Origin of the sequence: Kribbella sp. NBC_01484, from assembly GCF_036227145.1 — a bacterium.
Classification (GTDB): domain Bacteria; phylum Actinomycetota; class Actinomycetes; order Propionibacteriales; family Kribbellaceae; genus Kribbella.
Map to the genome: position 1 here is coordinate 5,504,968 of NZ_CP109437.1, position 22,727 is coordinate 5,527,694.

A 22,727-nucleotide genomic window follows, 5' to 3' on the forward strand; every position below is an offset into this window, starting at 1 on the left:
GGGCGTTGCTGGGGTTGGCGAGCTAACGTCTCACATGTGACTAGTGCACCTGCTGAACTTCCTCGTAAGGCCGGTGACCTCCGGGCCGCCGGATATCTCCCCCGGTCGATCAAGGCCGAGATTCGTGACAACCTGCTGACAGAGCTCCGGGCCGGGCGTGATCCCTGGCCCGGCATCGTCGGATTCACCCGCACGGTGATTCCCCAACTCGAACGCGCCCTGCTCGCGGGGCACGACGTCGTACTGCTGGGTGAGCGCGGCCAGGGCAAGACCCGGCTGCTGCGGACCCTGGTCGGGCTGCTGGACGAGTGGACCCCGGTGATCGAGGGCGCCGAACTGCCCGAGCACCCGCTCGACCCGATCACGCCCGCCTCGCGCCGCCGCGCCGCCGAGCTCGGCGACGATCTTCCGGTCGCGTGGCTGCACCGCAGCCTGCGGTACGCCGAGAAGCTCGCGACCCCGGACACGTCGGTCGGCGACCTGATCGGTGACGTGGACCCGGTGAAGGTTGCCGAGGGCCGCAGTCTCGGTGACCCGGAGACCATCCACTTCGGACTGGTCCCGCGGGCGCACCGCGGCATCGTCGCGATCAACGAGCTGCCGGACCTGGCCGAGCGGATCCAGGTCGCGCTGCTGAACGTGATGGAGGAGCGCGACATCCAGGTCCGCGGGTACACGCTCCGGCTGCCGCTCGACGTGTTGCTGGTGGCAACGGCCAACCCGGAGGACTACACCAACCGCGGCCGGATCATCACGCCGCTGAAGGACCGGTTCGGCGCCGAGGTCCGGACCCACTACCCGCTCGACATCGACGCCGAGGTGGACGTGATCCGGCAGGAGGCCGAGTTCACCGCCGAGGTCGGCGAGCCGCTGCTGGAGGTGCTGGCCCGGTTCGTCCGGCACCTGCGGGAGTCGACCGCGATCGACCAGCGGTCCGGGGTGTCCGCGCGGTTCGCGGTCGCCGCGGCCGAGACGATCGCTGCCGCCGCGTTGCGCCGGAGCGCGATCACCGGTGAGGAGCCGGCCGTCGCCCGGCCGGTGGATCTCGAGGCCGTGCCCGCCGTACTGCGCGGCAAGCTCGAGTTCGAGCCCGGTGAGGAAGGGCGCGAGATCGAACTGCTCGAGTACCTGCTGCGCCGGTCCGTCGCGGACACCGCGCGGGAGCGGTTCGCCGGTCTCGACCTGAGCCCGCTGGCCCATGCGATTGCCGACGGCAACCTTGTGACCACGGGTGAGCGGGTGCCCGGCCGGGATGTGCTGGCCGCGTTGCCGGAGCTACCGGTGCTGCACGACGTCGCCGCCCGCGCCGGCGTCGAGCCGGACGAGTCGCCGGGCCGGATCGCTGCCGCGGTCGAGCTCGCCCTGGAGGCGCTGTACCTGTCCAAACGCGTCGCCAAAGACGCCGACGACGACACGACGATCTACGGGATCTGACATGAAAGTGTTGAATGCCGCGCCTGCGGCGCGGGGGTCATGGGGCTTTGAGTCCCGGCCTTCCCTCGTCGCTCCGGTCGCTGCGCTCCCTGCGCTCCTCAGTCCAGGCCGGGACGCCCCATGACCGCGTCCATTCCGGAAGGCTGGTCGTACGGGCCGTGGCACGACGGGCCGGATCCACTCAAGGCGCCCGCGGATCTGCGCGACGCGCTGGACGAGATCGGCCGCGACGTGATGAACGGATCGTCGCCCCGGTCCGCGCTGGAGGAGTTGCTCCGGCGCGGCACCCGGAACACCCAGGGCCTGGACGACCTCACCCGCAGGTTGTGGGAGCGCCGCCGCGAGATCCAGCGGCGGCACAACCTCGACGGAACTCTGCGGGACGTCCAGCGCCTGCTCGACGAAGCACTCGAGGCCGAGCGGCACGAACTGTTCCCGAACCCGTCCGACGACGCCCGGTTCAAGGAGGCCGAGCTCGACGCACTCCCATCCGGTACGGCGGCCGCCGTGCGGGAGCTGGCGAGCTATCAGTGGGAGTCGTCGGAGGCGCGGGAGAAGTACGAGCAGATCCGTGAGCTGCTCGGCCGCGAGCTGCTCGGGTCGCGGTTCGAGGGCATGAAGGAGGCGTTGCAGCAGACCACGCCCGAGGACGTCGAGCGAATCAACGAGATGCTCACCGACCTCAACGCGTTGCTCGCGGCGCATGCGCAGGGGCGACCGGAGGTGCCGCAGCTGTTCGACGAGTTCATGGCCAAGCACGGCGAGTTCTTCCCGGAGAATCCACAGAACGTCGACGAACTGATCGACGTACTCGCGCAGCGGGCGGCCGCGGCCCAGCGGATGATGAACTCGATGACACCCGAGCAGCGGGCCGAGCTGATGGAGCTGTCGCAGCAGGCGTTCGGCAGTCCGCAGCTGGCTCAGCAGCTCGCGCAGCTGGATGCTCAGCTGCAGTCGCTCCGGCCGGGCGAGGACTGGTCCGGTTCGGAGCGGATGAGTGGAGACGATCCACTCGGTCTCGCCGACGGCGCACGGGCGATGTCGGATCTTGCCGAGCTGGATGCGCTGGCCGAGCAACTCTCGCAGTCTTATCCGGGCGCGCGGCTGGAGGACATCGACCTCGATGCGCTCACCCAGCAGCTCGGCGAAGAGGCGACGGTCGATGCGCGCCGGCTGAGCGAGCTCGAGCGGCAGCTGCGCGATCAGGGGCTGCTCGAACGTGCGCCCGACGGATCGTTGCGATTGTCGCCGAAGGCGCTGCGACAACTCGGTCAGACTGCGTTGGCCGACGTACTGCGGACTGCTCGGGGCTCAGGTGAACGCGACGCGGCCAACGCGGGCGCGGCCGGTGAGTTGAGTGGGTCCACGCGGCAGTGGGAGTTCGGCGACACTCAGCCGTGGGACGTTCCGCGGACCGTGCGGAACGCCGTACTGCGGACCGCCTCGCGCAGCGGGTCCGTCAAGCTCGATGTGGCGGACGTGGAGATCGCCGAGACCGAACACCGGGCTCGGGCCGCGGTCGCACTGCTGGTCGACACGTCCTGGTCGATGGTCCAGGAGGGTCGCTGGCTGCCGATGAAGCGGACGGCGCTCGCGCTGCATCAGCTCATCTCGACCCGCTACCGCAACGACGCGCTCCAGCTGATCACCTTCGGGCGGTACGCCGGAGTCGTCGAGTTGCCGCAGTTGATCGGGATGGAAGGCACCTGGGAGCAGGGCACCAACGCACACCACGCCCTGCTGCTGGCCGGACGTCACCTGCGGCGGCACCCGGACGCGCAGCCGGTCGTGCTGATGGTGACCGACGGCGAGCCGACCGCGCACCTCGAGCCGGACGGGACGGCCGAGTTCTCCTACCCGCCCGAGCCGGCGACGCTGCGGAAGACGGTCTTCGAGGTGGACCGGCTGGCAAAACTCGGCGCCTCGCTGACCGTGTTCCGCCTCGGCGACGACCCGCGGCTGAACGCCTTCGTCGACCTCCTCGCCCGCCGCAGCGGCGGCCGCGTCCTCGCGCCCGACGCGGACGGCCTCGGCGCAGCCGTCGTCGGCGACTACCTCCGAACCCGCCGCAAACTCTAGTTGTCTCAGTCCCGAAAGCAGGGTGTAACCCGTCGGAAATGCGGGTAGCACCCTGCTTCTGCGTTTCGTCGACGAATCGCCGGATTGTCTCGCGTTGTCAACCAGGGAAGGGTTTTCCGGCCTTCAACCTGTGGGGAGGGTCACGCCGGCATCGTGAGACCAGTGTTCAACTGGACTGGTTTTTTGGCTTACTCTGAAAGCACGCCCCCGCCACCGGAGTCGATGGGCCAGCGGACCACCACACCGCGACTCACCAGCACCGCCCGAACCAAGGGAGTGACAGTGCCGAAACTCGTCTACGACTTCGCCGAAGGCAACATGACGATGAAGGAGTTGCTCGGCGGAAAGGGGGCGAATCTCGCCGAGATGACCAATCTCGGCCTGCCCGTGCCACCGGGCTTCACCATCACCACCGAGGCCTGCAAGGCCTACCTGCGGACCGGCTCGGTCCCGCCGGAACTGGCCGACGAGATCGACCACCACGTCGACGTACTACAGCAGAAGATGGGCAAGAAGCTCGGTCAGGCCGACGACCCGTTGCTGGTTTCGGTGCGGTCCGGTGCGGCGGCGTCGATGCCCGGCATGATGGAGACCGTCCTCAACGTCGGCCTGAACGACGACTCGGTGAACGGCCTCGCGCACCAGTCGAGCAACCCGCGGTTCGCCTGGGATGCCTACCGGCGATTGATCCAGATGTTCGGCAAGACCGTGCTCGGGATGGACGGTGAGGTGTTCGAGCAGGCGCTCGATGCGGCCAAGGACGCCAAGGGCGCGAGTACAGACCTCGAACTCGACGCCGACGACCTGAAGGGCCTGGTCGAGACGTTCAAGCAGTCCGTGCACGACCACACCGGCCGCGAGTTCCCGCAGGACCCGCGGACCCAGATGGACCTGGCGATCGAGGCCGTCTTCGGCTCGTGGAACTCCGAGCGCGCGATCCTCTACCGCCGCCAGGAACGGATCGCCACCGACCTCGGTACGGCGGTCAACATCTGCTCGATGGTGTTCGGCAACCTCGGCATGGACTCCGGCACCGGCGTCGCGTTCACCCGCGACCCTTCGACCGGTCAGCCCGGCGTGTACGGCGACTACCTGCAGAACGCACAGGGCGAGGACGTGGTGGCCGGCATCCGGAACACGGTCCCGCTCGCGGATCTCGAGCAGATCGACAAGACGTCGTACGACGATCTGATGACCATCATGGCGAAACTCGAGGGGCACTACCGCGACCTGTGCGACATCGAGTTCACCGTCGAGCGCGGCAAGCTGTGGATGCTGCAGACCCGGGTCGGCAAGCGGACCGCGGCGGCGGCGTTCCGGATCGCGACCAGCCTCATCGACGAGGGCGTGATCGACACCGACGAGGCGCTGCGCCGGGTGAAGGGCGCGCAACTCGCGCAGCTGATGTTCCCGCGGTTCGACGCGGACGCGGACAAGGACCTGATCACCAAGGCGATCGGCGCGTCGCCCGGCGCGGCCTCGGGCACGGTCGTGTTCACCTCCGCGGCCGCGGTCGAGGCGGCGGACAAGGGCGAGAAGGTGATCCTGGTCCGGCGCGAGACGAACCCGGACGACCTGCACGGCATGATCGCCGCGCAGGGCATCCTGACCAGCCGCGGCGGCAAGACCTCGCACGCGGCCGTGGTCGCCCGCGGCATGGGCAAGACCTGCGTCTGCGGCGCCGAGGAACTCGACGTGAATGTTGCCCAAGGCACCATCAAGGTCAACGGCACGGTGATCGAGGCCGGCGAGACGATCTCGATCGACGGCACCACCGGCGAGGTGTTCCGCGGCGAGGTCCCGGTCGTCCCGTCACCGGTCGTGCAGTACTTCGAGGGTTCGCTGTCCCCGGACGCCGGGGACGAACTCGTGGCGTCGGTGCACCGGTTGATCACCCACGCCGACGAGGTACGGCGGCTCGGCGTACGGACCAATGCGGACACCGCGGACGACGCGGCCCGGGCGCGCCGGTTCGGCGCCGAGGGGATCGGGCTGTGCCGGACCGAGCACATGTTCCTGGGGGAGCGGCGCGAGTCGGTCGAGCGGTTGATCCTGGCGGACAACGACGCCGATCTCGAGGCGGCGCTCGCAGAGCTCGAGCCGTTGCAGCGTGGCGACTTCCTCGAGTTGCTGGCCGCGATGGACGGGCAGCCGGTGACGATCCGGTTGATCGACCCGCCGTTGCACGAGTTCCTGCCGTCGATGGAGGACCTCGCGGTGAAGGTCGCGCTGGCGCGCGAGCGTGGCGAGGAGCTCGGGCACGACGCCGCGCTGCTGACCGCGGTCGAGCGGCTGCACGAGGAGAACCCGATGCTCGGCCTGCGCGGGGTCCGGCTCGGCCTGGTCGTCCCGGGCCTGTTCGCGATGCAGGTGCGGGCGATCGCGTCCGCGGCGGTGGAACTGCGGGCGCAGGGCAAGGACCCGCGGCCGGAGATCATGATCCCGCTGGTCGGCGCGGTCCAGGAGCTGCATCTGGTCCGGGACGAGGTGGAGCGCGTGCTCGCCGACGTCGGTGTCGACTGGAGCATCCCGATCGGCACGATGATCGAGCTGCCGCGGGCCGCGGTGATCGCGGACCAGATCGCCGAGGCGGCCGACTTCTTCTCGTTCGGGACGAACGACCTGACCCAGACCACCTGGGGCTTCAGCCGCGACGACGTCGAGGGCGCGTTCTTCTCCCGCTACCTGGAGAAGGGCATCTTCGCCGTGTCGCCGTTCGAGTCGATCGACCGCGAGGGGGTCGGCGCGCTGGTTCGCACCGGTGTCGACCGCGGCCGTGCCAGCAAGCCCGACCTCAAGCTCGGCATCTGCGGTGAGCACGGCGGCGACCCTGACAGCATCCACTTCTTCCACGAGGTGGGCCTGGACTACGTCTCCTGCTCCCCGTTCCGCATCCCGGTCGCCCGCCTCGAGGCCGGCCGCGCAGCCCTCGACTGACCGGCGCCGATCGACGGGATATCCCAGTGGGTTGTCCCTTCTCTCCCTCGGATACGGGCGGAGAAGGGGCAAGTCCGGCGGATATCCGGGTCTTCTGCTCGATGTGTGGGTGGTGGCCGACGTGCCGCGTCCTCGTCGGGGGCCGGATCCGTTGACCTGAGACAGCTTGTGGTGGGCGGGGATCTGCAATGTCAGGTCCCCGCGCACCACGTCCTGTGTGAGGCCACCGGGGCGACGGCGGGATCGCTGCGACCTCGGACAGGGGCCAGGGACCGCGGACCCGGCACAACCTGTCCGGCGACCCCAGCTGGTGTCCCAGGTCCCGCAGATCCGCACCGATCCCACCGTCAGCCCCACGAACCCGCCCAGCTCCCGCTCCGCCGTGCCCCGCCCGGCTCCCGTTCCGCGCTGCCCCGCCCGGCTCCCGCTCCGCGCTGCCCCGCCCGGCTCCCGCTCAACCCTGCCCCCCAGTGCGGTCGGTTCGGTCCGGTCGGTGCGGTCGGAGGCTGATGGGGGCAATTGGAGGCTGGGACGTGCAAGGTCGACAGACATCCCAGGAGTTTGGGTGTCAAGCTGCGAGGGTTTGGGTGGGGTGGGTCCAGGCGGTTGTTTCGTTGTAGTGGGTGTTGGTTTTGAGGCAGCCGTGGAGGATGCCGACGAGTCGGTTGGCGAGTTGGCGTAGGGCGGGGTTGTGGTCGGCTCCGCGGGCTCGTTGTTTGTCGTAGTAGGCGCGGGCTCCGGGCGAGGCGTTGAGTGCGGCGAAGGCTTGGCTCATGAGGGCGTCGATGAGCCGGTCGTTGTGGACGTAGCGGGCCAGGGCGACTTTCTTCTTGCCCGAGGCGCGGGTGATCGGGCTGGTCGCGGCGTAGTTCTTGCGGGCTTTGGCCGATGCGTAGCGGTCGGGGTCGTCGCCGAATTCTGCGAGCACCCGGGCGCCGAGGATCGGTCCCAGCCCGGGCTGGGACAAGATGATCTCAGCGGCCGGGTGCCGGCCAAAATGGGCCTCCACCTGCCCTTGCAGGCCGGTGACCTGCTCGTTGAGGACGGCCAGGACCGCGACCAGTGCGCGGGTCGAGGCGGCGTAGGCGGCGGTGACCACGGCGGGCTGGCCGAGGTGCTCGGCGCGCAGCGCCGCCTGGATCGCCGCGGCCTTGTCGGCGATGCTGCGGCGACGGGCCCGTTTCAGCGCCGCGGTGATCTGGGCGGTGGTCAGCCGGGCCGCCGCGGCCGGGTCGGGGGCCTTGGTCAGCAGCTCGAGGGTGTCGGCGGCGTCCAGGTCCTCGAAGGCTTCCAGCGCGGCCGGGAAGTACTCGCGCAGCGCGTGCCGCAACCGCTGCGTGGTCCGGGTCCGTTCCCAGATCAGGGTCTTGTGCATCCGGGTGACGACCTTGATCGCCTCGGCCTCGGCGCTGTCACCGGCCACCGGGCGCAGCTGGTGGGAGTCGGTGCGGACCATGTCGGCCAGCACATGCGCGTCGGCCGCGTCGCTCTTGGCACCCGACACCGCGTGCCGTTTGCGGTACTGCGAGGCCTGCAACGGGTTCACCGCGAACACCAGGTACCCCGCGGCCACCAGCGCGGCCACCCACGGGCCCCGATCGGTCTCGATCCCGACCACCACCTCGACCTCGTCAGGATCAGCCGCACCGAACTGCTCGGCCACCAGCGCATGCAACCGCGCCATCCCCGCCACCCCCTCGGGCAACCGCGCCTTGGCCAGCACCCGCCCCGCCGGGTCCATCACCTCCACATCGTGATGCGCCTCGGCCCAGTCATCTCCCACAAAGAACTTCAACACCGATCTCCCACACTCTCGACGCCATCCACACCACCAGCAAGCCGGTCGGGAGAACCATCAGCGACCTAATGAAGCAGTGCTCACGCCCCCCAACCACACCAAGGGCCGGGCACGACATCCCATCAGCGATCAAATCTCCCGGTCACCGGCAGGGGCACGATCTGTCGACAGGACTCAAACGGTCCAGGAGGTACAAGTGCTCACCCACCGGCGGCTCACCAGCCCCGAGTCTGCCCGACGGCGACCCGGTAACTCTCATTAGGAGGTGTCGGCCCCAGGCCCGGCCGGGCCGGCCGATCTCAGGCGTGAACGCCTCGCCCGACCGGCACCCTGGACCGACACCACCTGTCGAGCTGCACACCGGCCAGCCTGGCTCACCTCGCCACACATCCAGCAGAAAAGCCGGATATCCCCTCGAATGGTCGGGCCGGGTTGCTGTGTGGACTGCTTGACAGCGGGCAGGTGTGACCGTCCGTAGAGCGGGATCGGGGTTCTCAGAGACTGGATCGGACCGGCGAACACTGTGGGTTACGGGTGGGAGCTGTCCGCGTAATTTCCCTTAACCAACCCCTTGCGTAAGCGCTCGCCGGCTGGTGAGAATAACCGGGCGGGAAGGGCGATCACTCGTCGACTTTCGGGTCTGACCTGAACCAGCCGCTGTGGCGGCTCGTGACACCCTTCCCGCACCAAATCCTCTTGTTTTCAAGGCCGTTGTAGGGTTTCGGTATGGCCTTCTATGTCGTGCAGTTGCGCTTCGACCTTGCCGCGTCCGACCGCCGGATGGAGGTCCGTCCGGCCCACCGCGAGTACCTCACCGAGCTGAAGGCGGCCGGCAAGCTCGTCGCCGCCGGACCCTTCACCGACCAGACCGGCGCCCTCCTCGTGTACGACGTCGCCGACGAAGCCGAGCTCCGCGACATCCTCGCGAAGGACCCCTACACCCCGGCCAACGTCTACGAGCTCGCGACCCTCGCGGAGTGGGAGCCGCTCTTCCCGATCAGCTGAGCGAGCCCAGCAGGGCGAGGGTCCTGGCCCACCCCTGCCGGAGCGCGGACTCGTTGGCCGCGCGATTTCCGCCGAGGTGGAGCGGGCGCATGAGCACCGGATGCACGAGCGTCGTCCCATGCGGAAGGTACGGCGCTCCGCTGACCCCGTGCCCGGCGCCCTGCACGACCAGGGCCTGATGCGGGAACCGGTTGTGTGCGCTGTCGAGCTCACGGACGATCTGCGCTGCCGCGTACTGCGACTCCCACAAGAGGTCACCTGTGCCGGCGATCGCCAGCACCGGGCCGCTGATGTGGTCGACCGGTATCGGCTCGTCGCCGACTGGCAGCGCCCGGCCGTGCAGCGTCCAGGGCGCGCCCTGGTTATCCGGGAACGAACCGTTGATCTTCGCGCTCGGTGCGTAGAGCACGGCCCCGTGAACCAGGTTCGGGAAGTTCTGGCTCAGGAGGAGCGCGGCCTCGGTCCCTCGGGACCCACCTGCGGCGACGACGTGCGCTGGATCGACACCGGGTTGACGGGCCAGCCAGCGGGCAGCGGACGCGAAGTACTCCAGTGGGATGTTGCGCAGATCGGTCGGCAGACCGGGCGCGTGGAAGTAGGCCAAGGCCAGTGTGGGATACCCGTGCGATGCCAGCAGGTCCGTCAAGGGCGGTGAGGCCACTCCGCCTTCGGACCCGCCGATCAGCACGACTGCGGGGTGCTTGGCCTGACCGGCGGGCGGAGCGACGTACACGCCGCTGATCTTGTCCTTGGCCAGGGTGACGGGTCTCGTGGTGACGCCCCGGCCCAACCACTCTCGGGTCAAGGTCGTGCGCGCCACCTCGCGGCCGTCCTTGCGGACCAGGACGTCGACCTGTTCGACCGGGCGATCGTCCACGGTCGGTGGGGTGAACGTCTGCTGGTCGGGGTCGCCGTTCGGTGGGTTCATCGACCAGAACAGGCCCATGCCGTCGGTGTTCTGATAGCTGCCGCCGGAGGGTTGGGCGCGGTCGAGGTCGACGGTGCCGTGGTCATCGGAGGCGAAGGTCGCCTCGGCGTGCCACTTCTTGCCGTCGCGGTCGACCGCGACGGCGTCGACCGTGACCTTCGCGTGGGGCTCGAGGTCGGTCACCGTCAGGTGGACGGCCTGGTCGGCGAGGGCGACCGCGTGATCGACGTGAATGGCTGGGTGGTCGGCACCGGACGAACACCCGGCCGCGACCAGGCAGACAACTGCGGCGCTCAGATAGATCCGGTACATACCTCAATAGTCGCGCTGCTCCGGTTCACCGGGGCGTCAGACGTCGGCGGCTTCCAGGTCCAGGTGGTCGACGTAGGCCCAGAGCCAGACGAGTGGCGCGAGGACCAGTTCCGGTTCGCCGTCTTCGTCGGCGATGAAGATCATCGACGCCTCGCCGTTGGAGATGTCCTCGATCACCGCGTCGCAGGCCTCGAGCGCGACCTCGAACGGCAGCAGCGGCGGCCCGTTCTCCCAGCGTGGCTGGGGGAGTGGGAGCACTGGCGCCTCGTCGGTCCCGTCCAGCTCGACCGACACCTTCTGCAGCTCCTCGTAGAGGTCGAAGGTGATCAGTCCGGCGAGCGGACGGCCGTCGAGGCCGATCAGGTACGGGTCGTCGCCGCCCTCGCGGTAGTTGTCCCGGAGATCCGGCAGCGCGGCCTTCAGATCCGAGGCTTCGAGGTACGGCGCTTCCGCCGCCTCCTCCTCTTCGACCTCGGTCAGCCCGCTGCGCATCTGGTCGAACTGATGGAGCAGCCCGTTCAGCTCGTCGTACGCCCCGCCGCCCGGTGCCTTCTGCGCTCGCGCCTCCAGGTCCCGCAGGTGGTCGACCAGGTCGTCCTCGAAGTGCAGCTCGTACCGCGGCAGGCCGGGCTCGCGGCCGGCGTTGAGCTGCGCGACCAGCTGGGTCGACACCGGCCCGAGCCGCTCGGCCAGCACCTCCAGCGGCGTGGTCGGCTTCTCCTCGTCGTCGTGCGCGCAGGAGTCGTCCTCGCCCTTGCCCTCGCCCTCCATCGCGACCAGCACCTGGAACGCCGGGAACGCGACCAGCGCCGCGGTCGCCATCATCCCGTCGCCGATCAGCATCAGCGGGTTCCCACCGGCTTCGGTCCGGCGCAGGTGATCAGGCATCAGTACGGCGGCCTGCTCGACGTTCACCTGACTCGCCAGCGAGGACAGCCCGTGGTCGCTGTCGACTCCGAGGAGCTCGACCAGCCGCTCGGAGCTCAGGTCGAAGTTCGAGCGGAGGTAGTACCGCAGCCAGCCGGCGTCGACCGGGCTGGACAGCAGCTCGGCGACCCTGGCCCGGAAGTCGGCCAGGTCCGCGATCGCCAGCACCACCAGCACCGGCTGGTCGCCGTCGCCGATCACCAGCGGGCGGGTGTCACCGTTCTGGAACCCGTCGATCACCTGGTGCAGGCTGTCGGCCGCAGCCTCGAGCGGCCAGGACTCCGCCTCGAACTCGTTCACCACCGCGGCGGAGGTGTCGTCGGGCATCTGCTGGTCCTCTCCGAGTGGCGGCGGGAGTTGGAGTAACTGTAGGCGGCTGCTGGTTCGACGGACGGTGAGGGGTCGACCGGGGCCCGGTGTGCGGGCCGACGTGACATTGGCTACGCTGGCACCGGCGGGTCGATGCAGAGGTATCTCACATGTGAGATAAGGTCCGGCGCATGACCGATGACTACCTGAGCCGGATCGGAAACCTCATCCGGGACGCCCGCAAGCATCGCGGCTGGACACAGACGCAACTCGCGGAAGTACTGAACACCAGCCAGAGTGCGGTGAACAGGATCGAAAAGGGTCATCAGAACCTCACCCTCGAGATGCTCGCCCGGATCGGCGAGGCACTCGACTCTGAAATTGTCTCTCTCGGTGGGGGCCCGGTCCACCTTCGTGTCGTCGGCGGCCTGCGGTTGTCCGGGTCGATCGACGTGAAGTCCAGCAAGAACGCCGGGGTCGCGCTGCTTTGCGCCAGCCTGCTGAACAAGGGCCGCACCACCCTGCGCAAGGTCGCGCGGATCGAAGAGGTCAACCGGCTACTCGAGGTGCTGAACTCGATCGGCGTCCGGACCACCTGGCTGAACGACGCCGGCGACCTGGAGATCGTCCCGCCGGCCCACCTCGACCTTGGTGCGATGGATGCCGAGGCGGCCCGTCGTACCCGCTCGATCATCATGTTCCTCGGCCCGCTGCTGCACCGCGAGGACACCTTCCAGCTGCCGTACGCCGGTGGCTGCGACCTGGGCACGCGGACCGTCGAGCCGCACATGGCCGCGCTGCGGCCGTTCGGCCTCGAGGTGAAGGCGACCGGCGGTGAGTACCACGCCGTGGTGAACCGCGCGATCACCCCGGGCAAGCCGATCGTGCTGACCGAGCGCGGCGACACCGTGACCGAGAACGCGATCATGGCCGCCGCCCGGTTCGACGGCGTCACGGTGATCCGCAACGCGAGCTCGAACTACATGGTCCAGGACCTGTGCTTCTACCTCGACTTGCTCGGCGTGCAGATCGACGGCATCGGCACCACCACGCTGACCGTGCACGGCAAGGCCGAGATCGACGTGGACGTCGACTACGCCCCGTCCGAGGACCCGATCGAGGCGATGAGCCTGCTCACCGCGGCGATCGTGACCGGCTCGGAGATCACCATCCGGCGGGCGCCGGTCGAGTTCCTCGAGATCGAGCTCGCGCTGCTGGAGGAGATGGGGCTCGACTACAGCCGCAGCGCCGAGTACCTGGCCGAGAACGGCCGGACCCGGCTGGTCGACCTGACCACCCGGCCGTCGAAGCTGCACGCGCCGATCGACAAGATCCACCCGATGCCGTTCCCCGGCCTGAACATCGACAACCTGCCGTTCTTCGCGGTGATCGCGGCGAAGGCGACCGGGCAGACACTGATCCACGACTGGGTCTACGAGAACCGCGCGATCTACCTGACCGACCTGAACAAGCTCGGCGGCCGGGTCAAGCTGCTCGACCCGCACCGGGTGATGGTCGAGGGCCCGACGCACTTCTCCGGCACCGAGATGATGTGCCCGCCGGCGCTCCGCCCGGCCGTGGTCACGCTGATCGCGATGATGGCCGCGAAGGGTACGTCGGTCCTGCGCAGCGTCTATGTGATCAACCGCGGCTACGAGGACCTGGCCACCCGGCTGAACTCGCTAGGCGCCCAGATCGAGACGTTCAGGGACATCTGAGTCCTGCAGGCTCTGTTGGTCTTGCAGGAAGGCGGCGGCCTCGGTGATCACCTCCGGATCGATCATGATCCGGCGGTGACCGAGGCCGCTCGTCGCGAGAAAGTGGGCCTGCGGCCCGTAGGCCCGCAGCAGTACCCGGGCCTGCCGGGGATCCACCACGTCGTCCTCGTCGTTGTGGATCACCAGTAGGTCGACGTCGCCGGTGGCCACCGAGAATCTGGTCCAGATCTGGTCGTCACCGTCGAAGTAGCGGCGCTCGATCGACCGCCGGAGCACCTTGTTGATCTTCGGCCCCAGTCCGAGCTCATGGCAGAACGCGTCGGCCAGATAGCCGAAGTCGGCGACCCCGCTGATCATCACCAGCCGCTTGGCGGCGACCCCCTCGCGGACGGCGTACAGGGCGAACGGGACGCCGAGGGAGTGGGCGATCACGCCCTCGAACGGGCCGTGGCGCTCCTCGAGCCGGCGGATGATCCGCTGGTGGCCGAGGATCGAGACGATCGGTCCGGGGGAGTCTCCGTGGCCGGGAGCGTCGTACGCGACCGGGCTGTAGCCGAGCTCGAGCAGCCTGGTGACGAAACCGGCGTACCGGGACGCACGGGAGCGCCAGCCGTGAACGAGCAGGACCGGGCGGCGGCCGTCGCCCCACGCATAGCTGACGACCCCTTCGACGACCTCGACCCGCGCGGCCGCGTGGATCATGCGTTCGGAGTCGCGGACCTGGCCGCGGGCCATCGGGCGGCGCCACAGCTCGAACGCGAGGCGCCCGGCCAGTCGGGGTGACAACGATCCGATTGTCGACAATCCGGTGTTGATCAGCTTCTTCATGACGCTCCTCGACTGGCAAACTATACGAACGGTCGTATTATTAGTTTGTCAGGGCCTGGACGTCAACAGCCTTAGGATCGGTAGTCGTGGAGAAGGTGGACGGACGCTTGGTGCGGGGTGATCAGACCCGCCGCGCGGTGCTGCGGCGGTCGGTCGACATCGCGTCGGTCGACGGGCTCGAGGGACTGTCGATCGGGCGGCTCGCGACCGAGCTGGGGATCAGCAAGAGCGGACTGTTCGCGCACTTCGGGTCGAAGGAAGAGTTGCAGCTCGCGACGATCCGGGCCGCGCGCCGAATCTACGCCGACAACGTGGTGACACCGGCCTTCGAGGTCGAGCCCGGCGTCGGGCGGGTCTGGGCGTTGAGCACGCACTGGCTGGAGTACTCGCAGCGCCGGGTGTTCCCGGGTGGGTGCTTCTTCCAGAAGGTCTCGCACGAGTACGCCGCCCGCCAAGGAGCAGTACACGATGCGCTCGCCGCCGTGCATCGCGAGTGGATGGACCTGATCGAGACCGCGATCGGTGCAGCGGTCGAGCGGGGTGAGTTGGCCGCAGACCCCAAGCTGTTGGCCTTCGATCTCAACGCGTACTACGAAGCTGCGAATCTCGCGTCGATCCTGCTCAACGACGACACGACGTACGACCAGGCGCGTCAGGCCGTCCGGGCCCGGCTGGAGTCGGCGGCCGTCGCCGGTACGACGCTGCCCTGGTGAGCCGGGAGATCCCGGCGCCGGCGGATCGGTGACGCGATGAGGACCAGTCCGGCGAGGGGTACGCCGGCGGTGGTGATCCAGAGTGCGGGGCCGAGACCGAGGGTTTGGCCGAGCGTTCCGCCGAAGAGTGCGCCGAGCGGGATCGTTCCGTAGTTGACGAACGACGTTGTCGCAGCCAGGCGGCCGAGCAGTTCTGGTGGGCAGTAGGACTGCTGGAAGGTGGCCTTGACGACGTTGCCGCCGACAACGCCGAGGCTGACGCCGAACCCGCCGGCGAGGTAGAGCCAGGGGCTCACCGTGCTCAGCGGGATGAGCAGTGCGAGGGTCGGCAGGCCGAGTTCGCACAGCAGAAGCGCTCGGGCGGTGCCGAAGCGTGCGGCCAGGCGACGGCCGGCGAAGGCGCCTGCGACGCCACCGCTCGTGGCGGCGGCCACCAGGGCGCCGACCGTGCCGGCGGACAGACCGGCGTCACGGACGAGGAAGACGACGACGATCACCTGGTAGCCCATCAGGGCGAGGTTCGAGACCGCGCCGAACAGGGTGAGGGTACGCAGCCAGACGTCCTTCGCGACGTGGCCGATCCCCAGCTTGATCCCGGCCCACAGGCCGGCTTCGTGGTCGACGGCCGTGTCCTGCTCCCGGTACCGGATCGCCGACAGGCAGGCGAGTGCGACGAGGAAGGTGGCGGCGTCGATGAACAGCGCGTTCGCCGGGCCGGCGAGTTGGACCACCAGCCCGCCGCACCCGAGTCCGGCGATCTGTGCGGCGGACGCGCTGCCGTGCAACTTCGCGTTGCCCTCGGCGTGATCGGCCGGGTCGATCAACCTGGGCAGATAGGCGGTGTACGCGGTCTGGAAGAGGACTGTGGAAGCTCCGGCGACGATCGCGACGGCCAGCAGGAAGCGGATCGTCAACAGGTCGGCGAGCGCTGCGATCGGTACCGCGGCGAACAGCCCGAGCGAAGCGATGGACGAGGCGAGCATGACCGGGCGACGGCGTACGCGGTCGACCCAGGCGCCGGCCGGAAGCCCGATCAGCAGCCACGGCGCCCAGGCGGCCGCGGTCAGCAGGCCGACCTGGAAGGTAGTTGCCCGAAGCATCGAGATCGCGATCAGCGGCAGCGCCACCGACGAGGTCGCGCTGCCGAACCGGCTGATCGTCTCGCCGATCCAGAGCAGCCGGAAGTCCCGATGCCGCCGCAGCAGGCTCACGATCGACGCGGGAACGACTGCAGTTGGACGATCACCCGTTCGGCGTTCGCGCCGGCGGGTTCCGTCCCGGTGTAGCGCTCGATGACGGCACCGATCTCCTCGTTGAGCCGGTGCAACTGCTCCGGGGTGAGGCGGAGATCGCGCCAGTCGGACAGCGCGGCCGCGTGCTGCCACTCGCCCGGCCAGTCCTCGTCGACGTACGCGCGGACGCGGTCGAAGTACCGCTCGACCAGGCCACGCAGGTAGACGTCCAGCGCGCGGCTGGTCTCCGGATCGTCGCGGAACTCGGAGGGGTCGAGCACGGTCGGGCCCGGGATCCGCCACCAGCGCTCCCGCTTGGTCCCGCGCTCGACGTCCTCCTCGAGATAGCCGTGTTCGGCGAGCAGCCGGAGGTGCCAGCTGATCGTCCCGGTGTTCTCACCGAGCCGCGCCGCCAGCGTGGTCGCCGTGGCCGGCCCGTCGAGCTCGACCGCCTCCAGGATGCTCATCCGGAGCGGGTGGGCCAGTCCGCGCAGACTGCGGGCATCGATCCGTCGCATGCTTGCAGAGTAATCTCTGCAGAGAAGTCTCTGCAATGGATTTCGGTAACTGTCGGTCGCCGCCCGTAGCTTGTGGCGCATGCGGCCTCATGTGGTGGCTCAGCTGGCGGTCTCGCTGGACGGGGTGACGTCGGGATTCGACGTCGACCTCGCGCGGTTCTACGCGCTCGCGACGTTGTGGCAGGAGGACGTCACGCTGGTCGGCGCGGACACGATCCTCGCGCAGGAGACCGCCGTACGGGCCGCTCCCCGGCCGGGTCCGCGGGCGGATGGTCCGCTGCTCGCGGTCGTCGACAGCCGGGCGCGGGTCCGGGAGTGGGAGGCGCTACGGCAGCTCGGCTACTGGTCCGACGTCCTCGCCCTGTACGCCGATCAGACGCCCGCGCGACCGCCCGACGCGACGACCCGCGAGCTCGTCACCGGATACGAGCAGGTCGACCTGGCCGAGGCGCTCGAGGTTCTCGGCGACCGTGGAGTCCAGACGGTCCGCGTCGACTCCGACGACGCGCTCGTCAACGCGCTTCTCGACCTCGACCTGCTCGACGAGCTCGCCCTCCTGGTGCATCCGGTGCTCGTCGGGATCGGCCGGCCCTGGTGTGACACGCGCAGGCTGCCGCTGCGTCACGCCAACACCGAGGTCTTCGAAGGAGGCGTTGTCTGGCTTCGCTACTGCGTCTCGACGTGACGACCGCTCTGGCGATTCACGCCCCTCAGGTGAGTTCGTCAGAGCGGCCGGCTTCGAGGCGTGACCACTGAGAGATGGGACGGCCGTCGGCGGTCAGCCCGCCGACCTCCCACTGTTGTGGCCAGCCGGCGGGGGAGTCTTCGTGTGCCTCCTGGCGTCCGTACACAGTGAGGTCCATCAGCGAGTAACTGTTGTCCATCGCCTCGACGCCGCGGATCGTGGTCCACCAGGTCTCGAACACGCGGTCGTCGTCGCGGACGTAACACCCGATGTGCATCATGTTGATCTTCCGCCCGACCAGGAGTTCGTCGAGGGAGTCGACGGCCGAGTACCACGGCATCGGCCAGCCCATGAAATCGCGATAGCGGACGCTTTCGGCGTACGGACCCTGACAGAAGACGGCGTACGTGATGTCGCGGGAGTGCAGGTAGGACAGTTCTCCGACGTTGCCGTTGCACCAGGTGCAGCCCTGGCACTGCTCGGCCGCGGGGTGGCCGGGGTGCCACATGAAGTAGTACGCGATGAGCTGCTTGCGCCCTTCGAAGGCGTCGAGCAGGGTGAGCGGTCCGTTGGGTCCGGTCAGCGTGAGGCCGGCATCCACCTCGACCATGGGCAGTCGCCGCCGGGCCGCCGCGATCGCGTCGCCCTCGTGGGTGTGAGCCTTCTCGCGGATCCGCAGTGCGTCCACCTCTGCCTGGTAGGCGTCGCGATCGACGACCGGAGGCAGGGCGGCGGTTGCGCTGTCCTTCATGGCTCGTCCCGTCGTTTGCCTTTGTGTTCCTCAGGTTCCCAATCTTCCCGGCCGCATGCACGGCGTGAGTTGTTCATCGAACTGTCGGTGATGGCCGCTACTGTGAGCAGTGATGAGGAAGCAGCATGAGTGGTACGACGAGCATGACGCGGAGCGATGGGTCGCCGAGCCGGTCAAGCGGCCGGGGCGGACCGCGTTCGCGCGCGATCGTGCGCGCGTCCTGCACAGCGCGGCGTTGCGCCGGCTGGCGGCCAAGACGCAGGTCGTGACGGCCGGTAGCGACGACTTCGTCCGCAACCGGCTGACGCACAGCCTCGAGGTCGCGCAGATCGGCCGCGAGCTGGCCGCGACCATCGGGTGCGATCCGGACATCGTGGACGCGGCCTGTCTGTCCCACGACCTCGGTCATCCGCCGTTCGGCCACAACGGTGAGCGGGCGCTCGACCAGCTCGCGGCGGACATCGGCGGCTTCGAGGGGAACGCACAGACCCTGCGCCTGTTGACCCGGCTGGAGTCCAAGACGTTCGACGCGGACGGCCGCAGCGTCGGCCTCAACCTCAGCCGCGCCACCCTCGACGCCGCCACCAAGTACCCGTGGCCCCGGCGTCCGGGCGAGCGCAAGTTCGGGGTGTACGACGACGATCTCGCGGTCTTCACCTGGTTGCGCCAGGGCGTCGGCGAGCGGCGCTGCCTGGAGGCGCAGGTGATGGACTTCGCCGACGACGTCGCCTACTCGGTGCACGACGTCGAGGACGGGATCGTTGCCCACCACATCGATCTCGCCGCGGTCGACGCGGACCGGGCGCCGTACTGGGAGATCGTCCGGCAGCTGTACTTGCCGGAGGCAACCGATGCCGAGCTGGACGAGGGCTGGCGGCGGCTGACGTCGCTGAACTACTGGCCGCGCGGTCCGTTCGACGACAGCCGGCGGGCGCTCGGCGGGCTGAAGGATCTGACCAGCCAGTTGATCGGCCGCTTCGCGACCGCGGCCGAGCAGGCGACACATGCGGTCTTCGGGCGCTCGCGGCTGATCCGTTACGAGGCTGATCTGGTGATCCCCGACGGTGTCCGCGTCGAGATCGGTCTGCTCAAGGGCGTCGGGATGTTCCACGTGCTCAACTCACCCGAACGCCAGGCCCGCCGGGCCTCCCAGCGTCAGTTGCTGACAGACCTCGTCGAAGCCCTGTGGAAGACGGCGCCACGCCATCTCGACGCCGCCTTCCGAGCCGACTTTGCGGAGGCGGCTGACGACAACGCCCGCCTCCGCGTCATCGTCGACCAGGTCGCCTCCCTCACCGACCCCTCGGCTCAGGCCTGGCACGCGCAACTAGTCCGCTGACCCCACCCAGCACACCCGCGGCCCCTCCGGCACATCCGCCCGGCGGTGTTGTCCGGCGTTGTCCGGCGCTGCGAGCCTCGGGCCCGTCCACCACGCTCATCCGCCGACGCCCGTCACTCCGGGGACCGGCCGAGTCTTCAGCCTGATCTCCCGGACCGCGTAGCACGTTCGGCACGTCGGCCCGTGTACCTGACCGCGACGGTGTCAGCGGCCAGGAGCCGTGGGATGTGGTTGTGGGAAGGGCTTGGGCTCAGGGGTTGTGGCAACCGCGATCCACGACTCGCCCTCCCGCACCCGGGTCCTCAGACCCCCGATCCCGGCACTCCGGATCCCGGCACGCCGGATCCCGGCACTCCGGATCCCGGTACGCCGCCGGATCCCCGGCGCGCCGGCCCCTAAAGACACTGGCATCCCGGGATTGCCGTCCCCATTTCAGGGGTCGCCCCCCGAGCTGGTGGGTTGCCTCCTGGTTATCCGAGGGGGCAACCCACCAGCTCGGGGGACAACCCCTCGAATGATCAGCCGGTCAGCGCTCCCGAACGCTCACCTTGCATCCCAGGGCATTGGGTGACTCGATGGTTGAGTCGTGGACCGCGGTTGTCGGGAACCCCTTGGTCTCGCCAGCCGCAATCCACGACTCGCCCTCCCGGCACCCCGGCACCCCGATCCTCGGGCCCCGTCCACCACGCTCATCCGCCGACGCCCGTTACTCCGGGGAGCGTTCTCTACGCCGGCCCGGGCACCTGACCGCGACCGCGTCGGCGGCCAGGTGATCGCTGAGTCGTGGAATGTGGTTGTGGGGAAGGACTTGGGCAACCGCGATCCACGACTCGCCTCCCGCACCTGGACCCTCAGGTCCCGGATCCCCAGCGCGCCAGCCTCCAAGTCGCTGGCATCCCGGGATTGCCGTCCCCATTGGAGGGGTTGCCCCCTCAGCTGGTGGGTTGCCTCCTGGTCATCCGAGGGGGCAACCCACCAGCTCGGGGGACAACCCCTTGAATGATCAGGTGGTCGGCGCCCCCGAACGGTCACCTCTATGTGGTCCTGCGTCACGGGTAATTACTCGGCGACAGCGCGACAAGGCCTCGCGCACTAGAGTCGGAGGCATGACTGATGCAGACCAGCAGCCCATTGTCATCGTCGGTGCGAGCCTCGCGGGTGCGACCGCGGCGGAGACGCTTCGAACCGAAGGGTGGAGCGGCGGCATCGTCCTGATCGGCAGCGAGACCTCACTGCCGTACGAGCGACCGCCGCTGTCCAAAGGGGTGCTGCTCGGCAAGGATCAGACCGAAGTGGCTCAGCTGCACGACCAGCAGTGGTACGACGACAACAGCATCGAGCTGCGCCTCGGGAAGACCGTCACCGCGATCGACCCCAAGGCCCACTCCGTCACTGTGGACGACGGTTCGCAGGTGTCCTACCGCAAGCTGCTGATCGCGACGGGCAGCCGGGTCCGGCGGATCGACGTACCGGGTGCAGACCTTCCCGGCGTCCACTACCTGCGCACGGCCGAGGAGTCGCAGGCGCTGACCGACGCGTACGCCGCCAAGCCGCGGGTGGTCGTGGTCGGCGCGGGCTGGATCGGGCTGGAGTCGGCGTCGGCGGCCCGCGAACGTGGGTGCGAGGTCACCGTCGTCGAACCGCAGTCGACCGCGCTGGCCGCCGTACTCGGGGAAGAGATCGGTGAGCTGTTCGCCGAGTTCCACCGGCAGCACGGGGTCCAGTTCCGGTTCGGCACCGGAGTCGAAGGGTTCGAGGGCACCGACAAGGTGACCGGGGTGCGGGTCAGCGGTGGCGAGGTGATTCCGGCGGACCTGGTGGTCGTCGGTGTCGGAGTCCAGCCGAACATCGAGCTGGCCGCGGACGCCGGTATCGAGGTGGCGACCCGGGAGAACGGCTCGGGCATCGTCACCGGCCCGGATCTGCGCACGTCGGCCGAGGACGTGTACGCCGCCGGCGACGTGGTGCGGTGGGACCACCCGCTGTTCGGGCGGCCGGTCCGGGTCGAGCACTGGCAGAACGCGAAGGACACCGGCAAGTCGGCCGCGAAGGCGATGCTCGGTCAGGACGTCGCGCACGACGCGATCCCGTTCTTCTTCACCGACCAGTTCGACCTCGGCATGGAGTATGCCGGCGACGTTCCGCGCGGTACGTCGTACCAGGTGGTGCTGCGCGGCGACCCGAAGTCCGGCGCCTACGTCGCGTTCTGGCTGGACGACGACCGGCACGTGCTGGCCGGGATGCACGTCAACACCTGGGGTGCGACCGACACCATCCAGGAGCTGATCCGCTCCGGCAAGCAGGTCGACCCGGCCCGCCTGGCCGACACCTCGGTCGAACTGTCCGAGGTCTAGAGCGGGTAGACGACGTACGCGAAGCGGGCGCTGTCCGGCGACCAGCTCGGCACGTTCATCGTGCCCTGGCCGCCGAACAGCGTCGCGAGTTCGCGGATCTCGCCGTCGGCCGCGAGCAGCCGGAGGCGTACGTCGTCGACGTCCGCCGGATGCCCTTCGGTTCCGTGCGGGAAGCTCACGTAGGCGATCGCCGACCCGTCCGGTGCCGGGTGCGGGAACCAGTTGACCCGCTCGTCGAACGTCAACTGCTCGGCTTCGCCGCCGCCGGCCGGGATCCGGAACAACTGCGCGTGCCCGGCTCGCTCGGAGTTGAAGTAGATCCACTTCCCGTCCGGGCTGAACTCCGACCCGTCGTCCGCGTGCTCGTCGTCGGTGACCTGTACGTCGTCCCCGCCGGCGGCCGGGATCGTCCACACGTTGGTGATCCGGCGACCGTCGACGTGCTCCAACCCGATGTACGCCAGGGTGGTGCCGTCCGCCGAGACTCCGTGCAGGTAGTGGTGGTAGCCCGGTCCACGGTCGTTGGTCACGCGTCGAGGCGTGCCGTCGTCGAGCGAGACGGCGTACAGATGGCCGTCGTCGGCCGACACGTAGACCGTTCTGCCGTCCGGACTCACCACGTGATCGTTGTTGATCGCCGGCACCCCGCCGAGTTCGATCTCCTCGAGCCCGTCGCCGACCCGGAACAGCCGCCCGTCACCGTTGACCAGGAGGTCGCCGGAGGGCGTCCAGTTGGGCGCCTCGAACAGCACCGTGGACGAGCTGTACACCAGCCGGCTGTCGCCGGTGCCCACCTCCACGACGTAGAGCTCGGACCGTTGACCAGGACGAAGAGTTCGCGGCACGGCATCCAGGTTAAG

17 protein-coding genes are annotated in these 22,727 nt (G+C 69.0%); 9 read left to right on the forward strand and 8 right to left on the reverse strand.

Annotation, left to right across the window (positions count from 1 at the left end; genetic code table 11):
* Positions 1 to 36 precede the first annotated feature (36 nt).
* From OG555_RS27160 to ppdK, 3 genes are all read left to right on the forward strand, one after another.
* Positions 37 to 1,434, forward strand: coding sequence for an ATP-binding protein (locus OG555_RS27160; protein WP_329475379.1), 1,398 nt, complete (start codon positions 37 to 39; stop codon positions 1,432 to 1,434).
* A gap of 120 nt (positions 1,435 to 1,554) precedes the next feature.
* Complete coding sequence (locus OG555_RS27165; protein ID WP_329475380.1) at positions 1,555 to 3,513, forward strand: vWA domain-containing protein; 1,959 nt, start codon at positions 1,555 to 1,557, stop codon at positions 3,511 to 3,513.
* A 222-nt stretch (positions 3,514 to 3,735) separates the two neighbouring features.
* Positions 3,736 to 6,450: a pyruvate, phosphate dikinase gene (gene ppdK / locus OG555_RS27170; RefSeq protein WP_442914448.1), complete on the forward strand. Its 2,715-nt coding sequence runs from the start codon at positions 3,736 to 3,738 to the stop codon at positions 6,448 to 6,450.
* A 568-nt stretch (positions 6,451 to 7,018) separates the two neighbouring features.
* Here ppdK and OG555_RS27175 read toward each other — a convergent pair.
* Positions 7,019 to 8,191, reverse strand: a complete 1,173-nt coding sequence (locus tag OG555_RS27175; RefSeq protein ID WP_329484779.1) for an IS110 family transposase — start codon at positions 8,189 to 8,191, stop codon at positions 7,019 to 7,021.
* Between the two features lie 783 nt (positions 8,192 to 8,974).
* On the opposite strand from OG555_RS27175, the gene OG555_RS27180 reads away from it, so the two are divergent.
* A complete protein-coding gene (locus OG555_RS27180; RefSeq protein WP_329475381.1) occupies positions 8,975 to 9,253 on the forward strand; it encodes a YciI family protein in 279 nt (92 codons plus the stop codon).
* Here OG555_RS27180 and OG555_RS27185 read toward each other — a convergent pair.
* Both OG555_RS27185 and OG555_RS27190 read right to left on the reverse strand, forming a co-directional pair.
* Positions 9,246 to 10,493 (reverse strand): acyl-CoA thioesterase/bile acid-CoA:amino acid N-acyltransferase family protein, encoded by a 1,248-nt coding sequence (locus OG555_RS27185; protein ID WP_329475382.1) that lies wholly within the window; start codon positions 10,491 to 10,493, stop codon positions 9,246 to 9,248. The two genes, OG555_RS27180 and OG555_RS27185, sit on opposite strands and share 8 nt — an antisense overlap.
* A 36-nt stretch (positions 10,494 to 10,529) precedes the next feature.
* Complete coding sequence (locus tag OG555_RS27190) at positions 10,530 to 11,747, reverse strand: hypothetical protein (RefSeq protein WP_329475383.1); 1,218 nt, start codon at positions 11,745 to 11,747, stop codon at positions 10,530 to 10,532.
* Between the two features lie 173 nt (positions 11,748 to 11,920).
* Between OG555_RS27190 and OG555_RS27195 the strand changes: the two genes are divergently transcribed.
* Positions 11,921 to 13,447, forward strand: coding sequence for a helix-turn-helix domain-containing protein (locus tag OG555_RS27195; RefSeq protein WP_329475384.1), 1,527 nt, complete (start codon positions 11,921 to 11,923; stop codon positions 13,445 to 13,447).
* Here the strand turns inward: OG555_RS27195 and OG555_RS27200 are convergent.
* The gene (locus OG555_RS27200; protein ID WP_329475385.1) at positions 13,412 to 14,275 is read right to left on the reverse strand and encodes an alpha/beta hydrolase; all 864 of its coding nucleotides are present in this window, start codon (positions 14,273 to 14,275) and stop codon (positions 13,412 to 13,414) included. The genes OG555_RS27195 and OG555_RS27200 overlap by 36 nt on opposite strands.
* Positions 14,276 to 14,361: 86 nt before the next feature.
* On the opposite strand from OG555_RS27200, the gene OG555_RS27205 reads away from it, so the two are divergent.
* Complete coding sequence (locus tag OG555_RS27205; protein ID WP_329475386.1) at positions 14,362 to 14,988, forward strand: TetR/AcrR family transcriptional regulator; 627 nt, start codon at positions 14,362 to 14,364, stop codon at positions 14,986 to 14,988.
* Here OG555_RS27205 and OG555_RS27210 read toward each other — a convergent pair.
* Positions 14,928 to 16,199 (reverse strand): MFS transporter, encoded by a 1,272-nt coding sequence (locus OG555_RS27210; RefSeq protein WP_329475387.1) that lies wholly within the window; start codon positions 16,197 to 16,199, stop codon positions 14,928 to 14,930. The genes OG555_RS27205 and OG555_RS27210 overlap by 61 nt on opposite strands.
* Positions 16,196 to 16,738: a helix-turn-helix domain-containing protein gene (locus OG555_RS27215; protein ID WP_329475388.1), complete on the reverse strand. Its 543-nt coding sequence runs from the start codon at positions 16,736 to 16,738 to the stop codon at positions 16,196 to 16,198. Before OG555_RS27215 ends, OG555_RS27210 begins: the two co-directional genes overlap by 4 nt.
* A gap of 79 nt (positions 16,739 to 16,817) precedes the next feature.
* Between OG555_RS27215 and OG555_RS27220 the strand changes: the two genes are divergently transcribed.
* A complete protein-coding gene (locus OG555_RS27220) occupies positions 16,818 to 17,423 on the forward strand; it encodes a dihydrofolate reductase family protein (protein ID WP_329475389.1) in 606 nt (201 codons plus the stop codon).
* A gap of 25 nt (positions 17,424 to 17,448) precedes the next feature.
* On the opposite strand, the gene OG555_RS27225 is transcribed toward OG555_RS27220, so the two are convergent.
* A complete protein-coding gene (locus OG555_RS27225; protein ID WP_329475390.1) occupies positions 17,449 to 18,174 on the reverse strand; it encodes a DUF899 family protein in 726 nt (241 codons plus the stop codon).
* A gap of 112 nt (positions 18,175 to 18,286) precedes the next feature.
* Here OG555_RS27225 and OG555_RS27230 point away from each other — a divergent pair, with 112 nt between their 5' ends.
* Both OG555_RS27230 and OG555_RS27235 read left to right on the forward strand, forming a co-directional pair.
* The gene (locus OG555_RS27230) at positions 18,287 to 19,513 is read left to right on the forward strand and encodes a deoxyguanosinetriphosphate triphosphohydrolase (RefSeq protein WP_329475391.1); all 1,227 of its coding nucleotides are present in this window, start codon (positions 18,287 to 18,289) and stop codon (positions 19,511 to 19,513) included.
* A gap of 1,106 nt (positions 19,514 to 20,619) precedes the next feature.
* On the forward strand, positions 20,620 to 21,867 hold the full coding sequence (locus tag OG555_RS27235; RefSeq protein ID WP_329475392.1) for an NAD(P)/FAD-dependent oxidoreductase: 1,248 nt from the start codon (positions 20,620 to 20,622) through the stop codon (positions 21,865 to 21,867).
* Here OG555_RS27235 and OG555_RS27240 read toward each other — a convergent pair.
* Positions 21,864 to 22,712, reverse strand: coding sequence for a TolB family protein (locus OG555_RS27240; RefSeq protein WP_329475393.1), 849 nt, complete (start codon positions 22,710 to 22,712; stop codon positions 21,864 to 21,866). The genes OG555_RS27235 and OG555_RS27240 overlap by 4 nt on opposite strands.
* Positions 22,713 to 22,727: the final 15 nt, after the last annotated feature.

What these genes read in the sequence shown, in the direction of transcription:
- OG555_RS27190 (WP_329475383.1), bottom strand. Translation starts at nt 11,747, where the DNA reads ATGCCCGACGACACCTCCGCCGCGGTGGTGAACGAGTTCGAGGCGGAG.
- ppdK (WP_442914448.1), top strand. Translation starts at nt 3,736, where the DNA reads ATGGGCCAGCGGACCACCACACCGCGACTCACCAGCACCGCCCGAACC.
- OG555_RS27225 (WP_329475390.1), bottom strand. Translation starts at nt 18,174, where the DNA reads ATGAAGGACAGCGCAACCGCCGCCCTGCCTCCGGTCGTCGATCGCGAC.
- OG555_RS27165 (WP_329475380.1), top strand. Translation starts at nt 1,555, where the DNA reads ATGACCGCGTCCATTCCGGAAGGCTGGTCGTACGGGCCGTGGCACGAC.
- OG555_RS27230 (WP_329475391.1), top strand. Translation starts at nt 18,287, where the DNA reads ATGAGGAAGCAGCATGAGTGGTACGACGAGCATGACGCGGAGCGATGG.
- OG555_RS27220 (WP_329475389.1), top strand. Translation starts at nt 16,818, where the DNA reads ATGCGGCCTCATGTGGTGGCTCAGCTGGCGGTCTCGCTGGACGGGGTG.
- OG555_RS27235 (WP_329475392.1), top strand. Translation starts at nt 20,620, where the DNA reads ATGACTGATGCAGACCAGCAGCCCATTGTCATCGTCGGTGCGAGCCTC.
- OG555_RS27185 (WP_329475382.1), bottom strand. Translation starts at nt 10,493, where the DNA reads ATGTACCGGATCTATCTGAGCGCCGCAGTTGTCTGCCTGGTCGCGGCC.
- OG555_RS27180 (WP_329475381.1), top strand. Translation starts at nt 8,975, where the DNA reads ATGGCCTTCTATGTCGTGCAGTTGCGCTTCGACCTTGCCGCGTCCGAC.
- OG555_RS27195 (WP_329475384.1), top strand. Translation starts at nt 11,921, where the DNA reads ATGACCGATGACTACCTGAGCCGGATCGGAAACCTCATCCGGGACGCC.
- OG555_RS27175 (WP_329484779.1), bottom strand. Translation starts at nt 8,191, where the DNA reads ATGGACCCGGCGGGGCGGGTGCTGGCCAAGGCGCGGTTGCCCGAGGGG.
- OG555_RS27215 (WP_329475388.1), bottom strand. Translation starts at nt 16,738, where the DNA reads ATGCGACGGATCGATGCCCGCAGTCTGCGCGGACTGGCCCACCCGCTC.
- OG555_RS27200 (WP_329475385.1), bottom strand. Translation starts at nt 14,275, where the DNA reads ATGAAGAAGCTGATCAACACCGGATTGTCGACAATCGGATCGTTGTCA.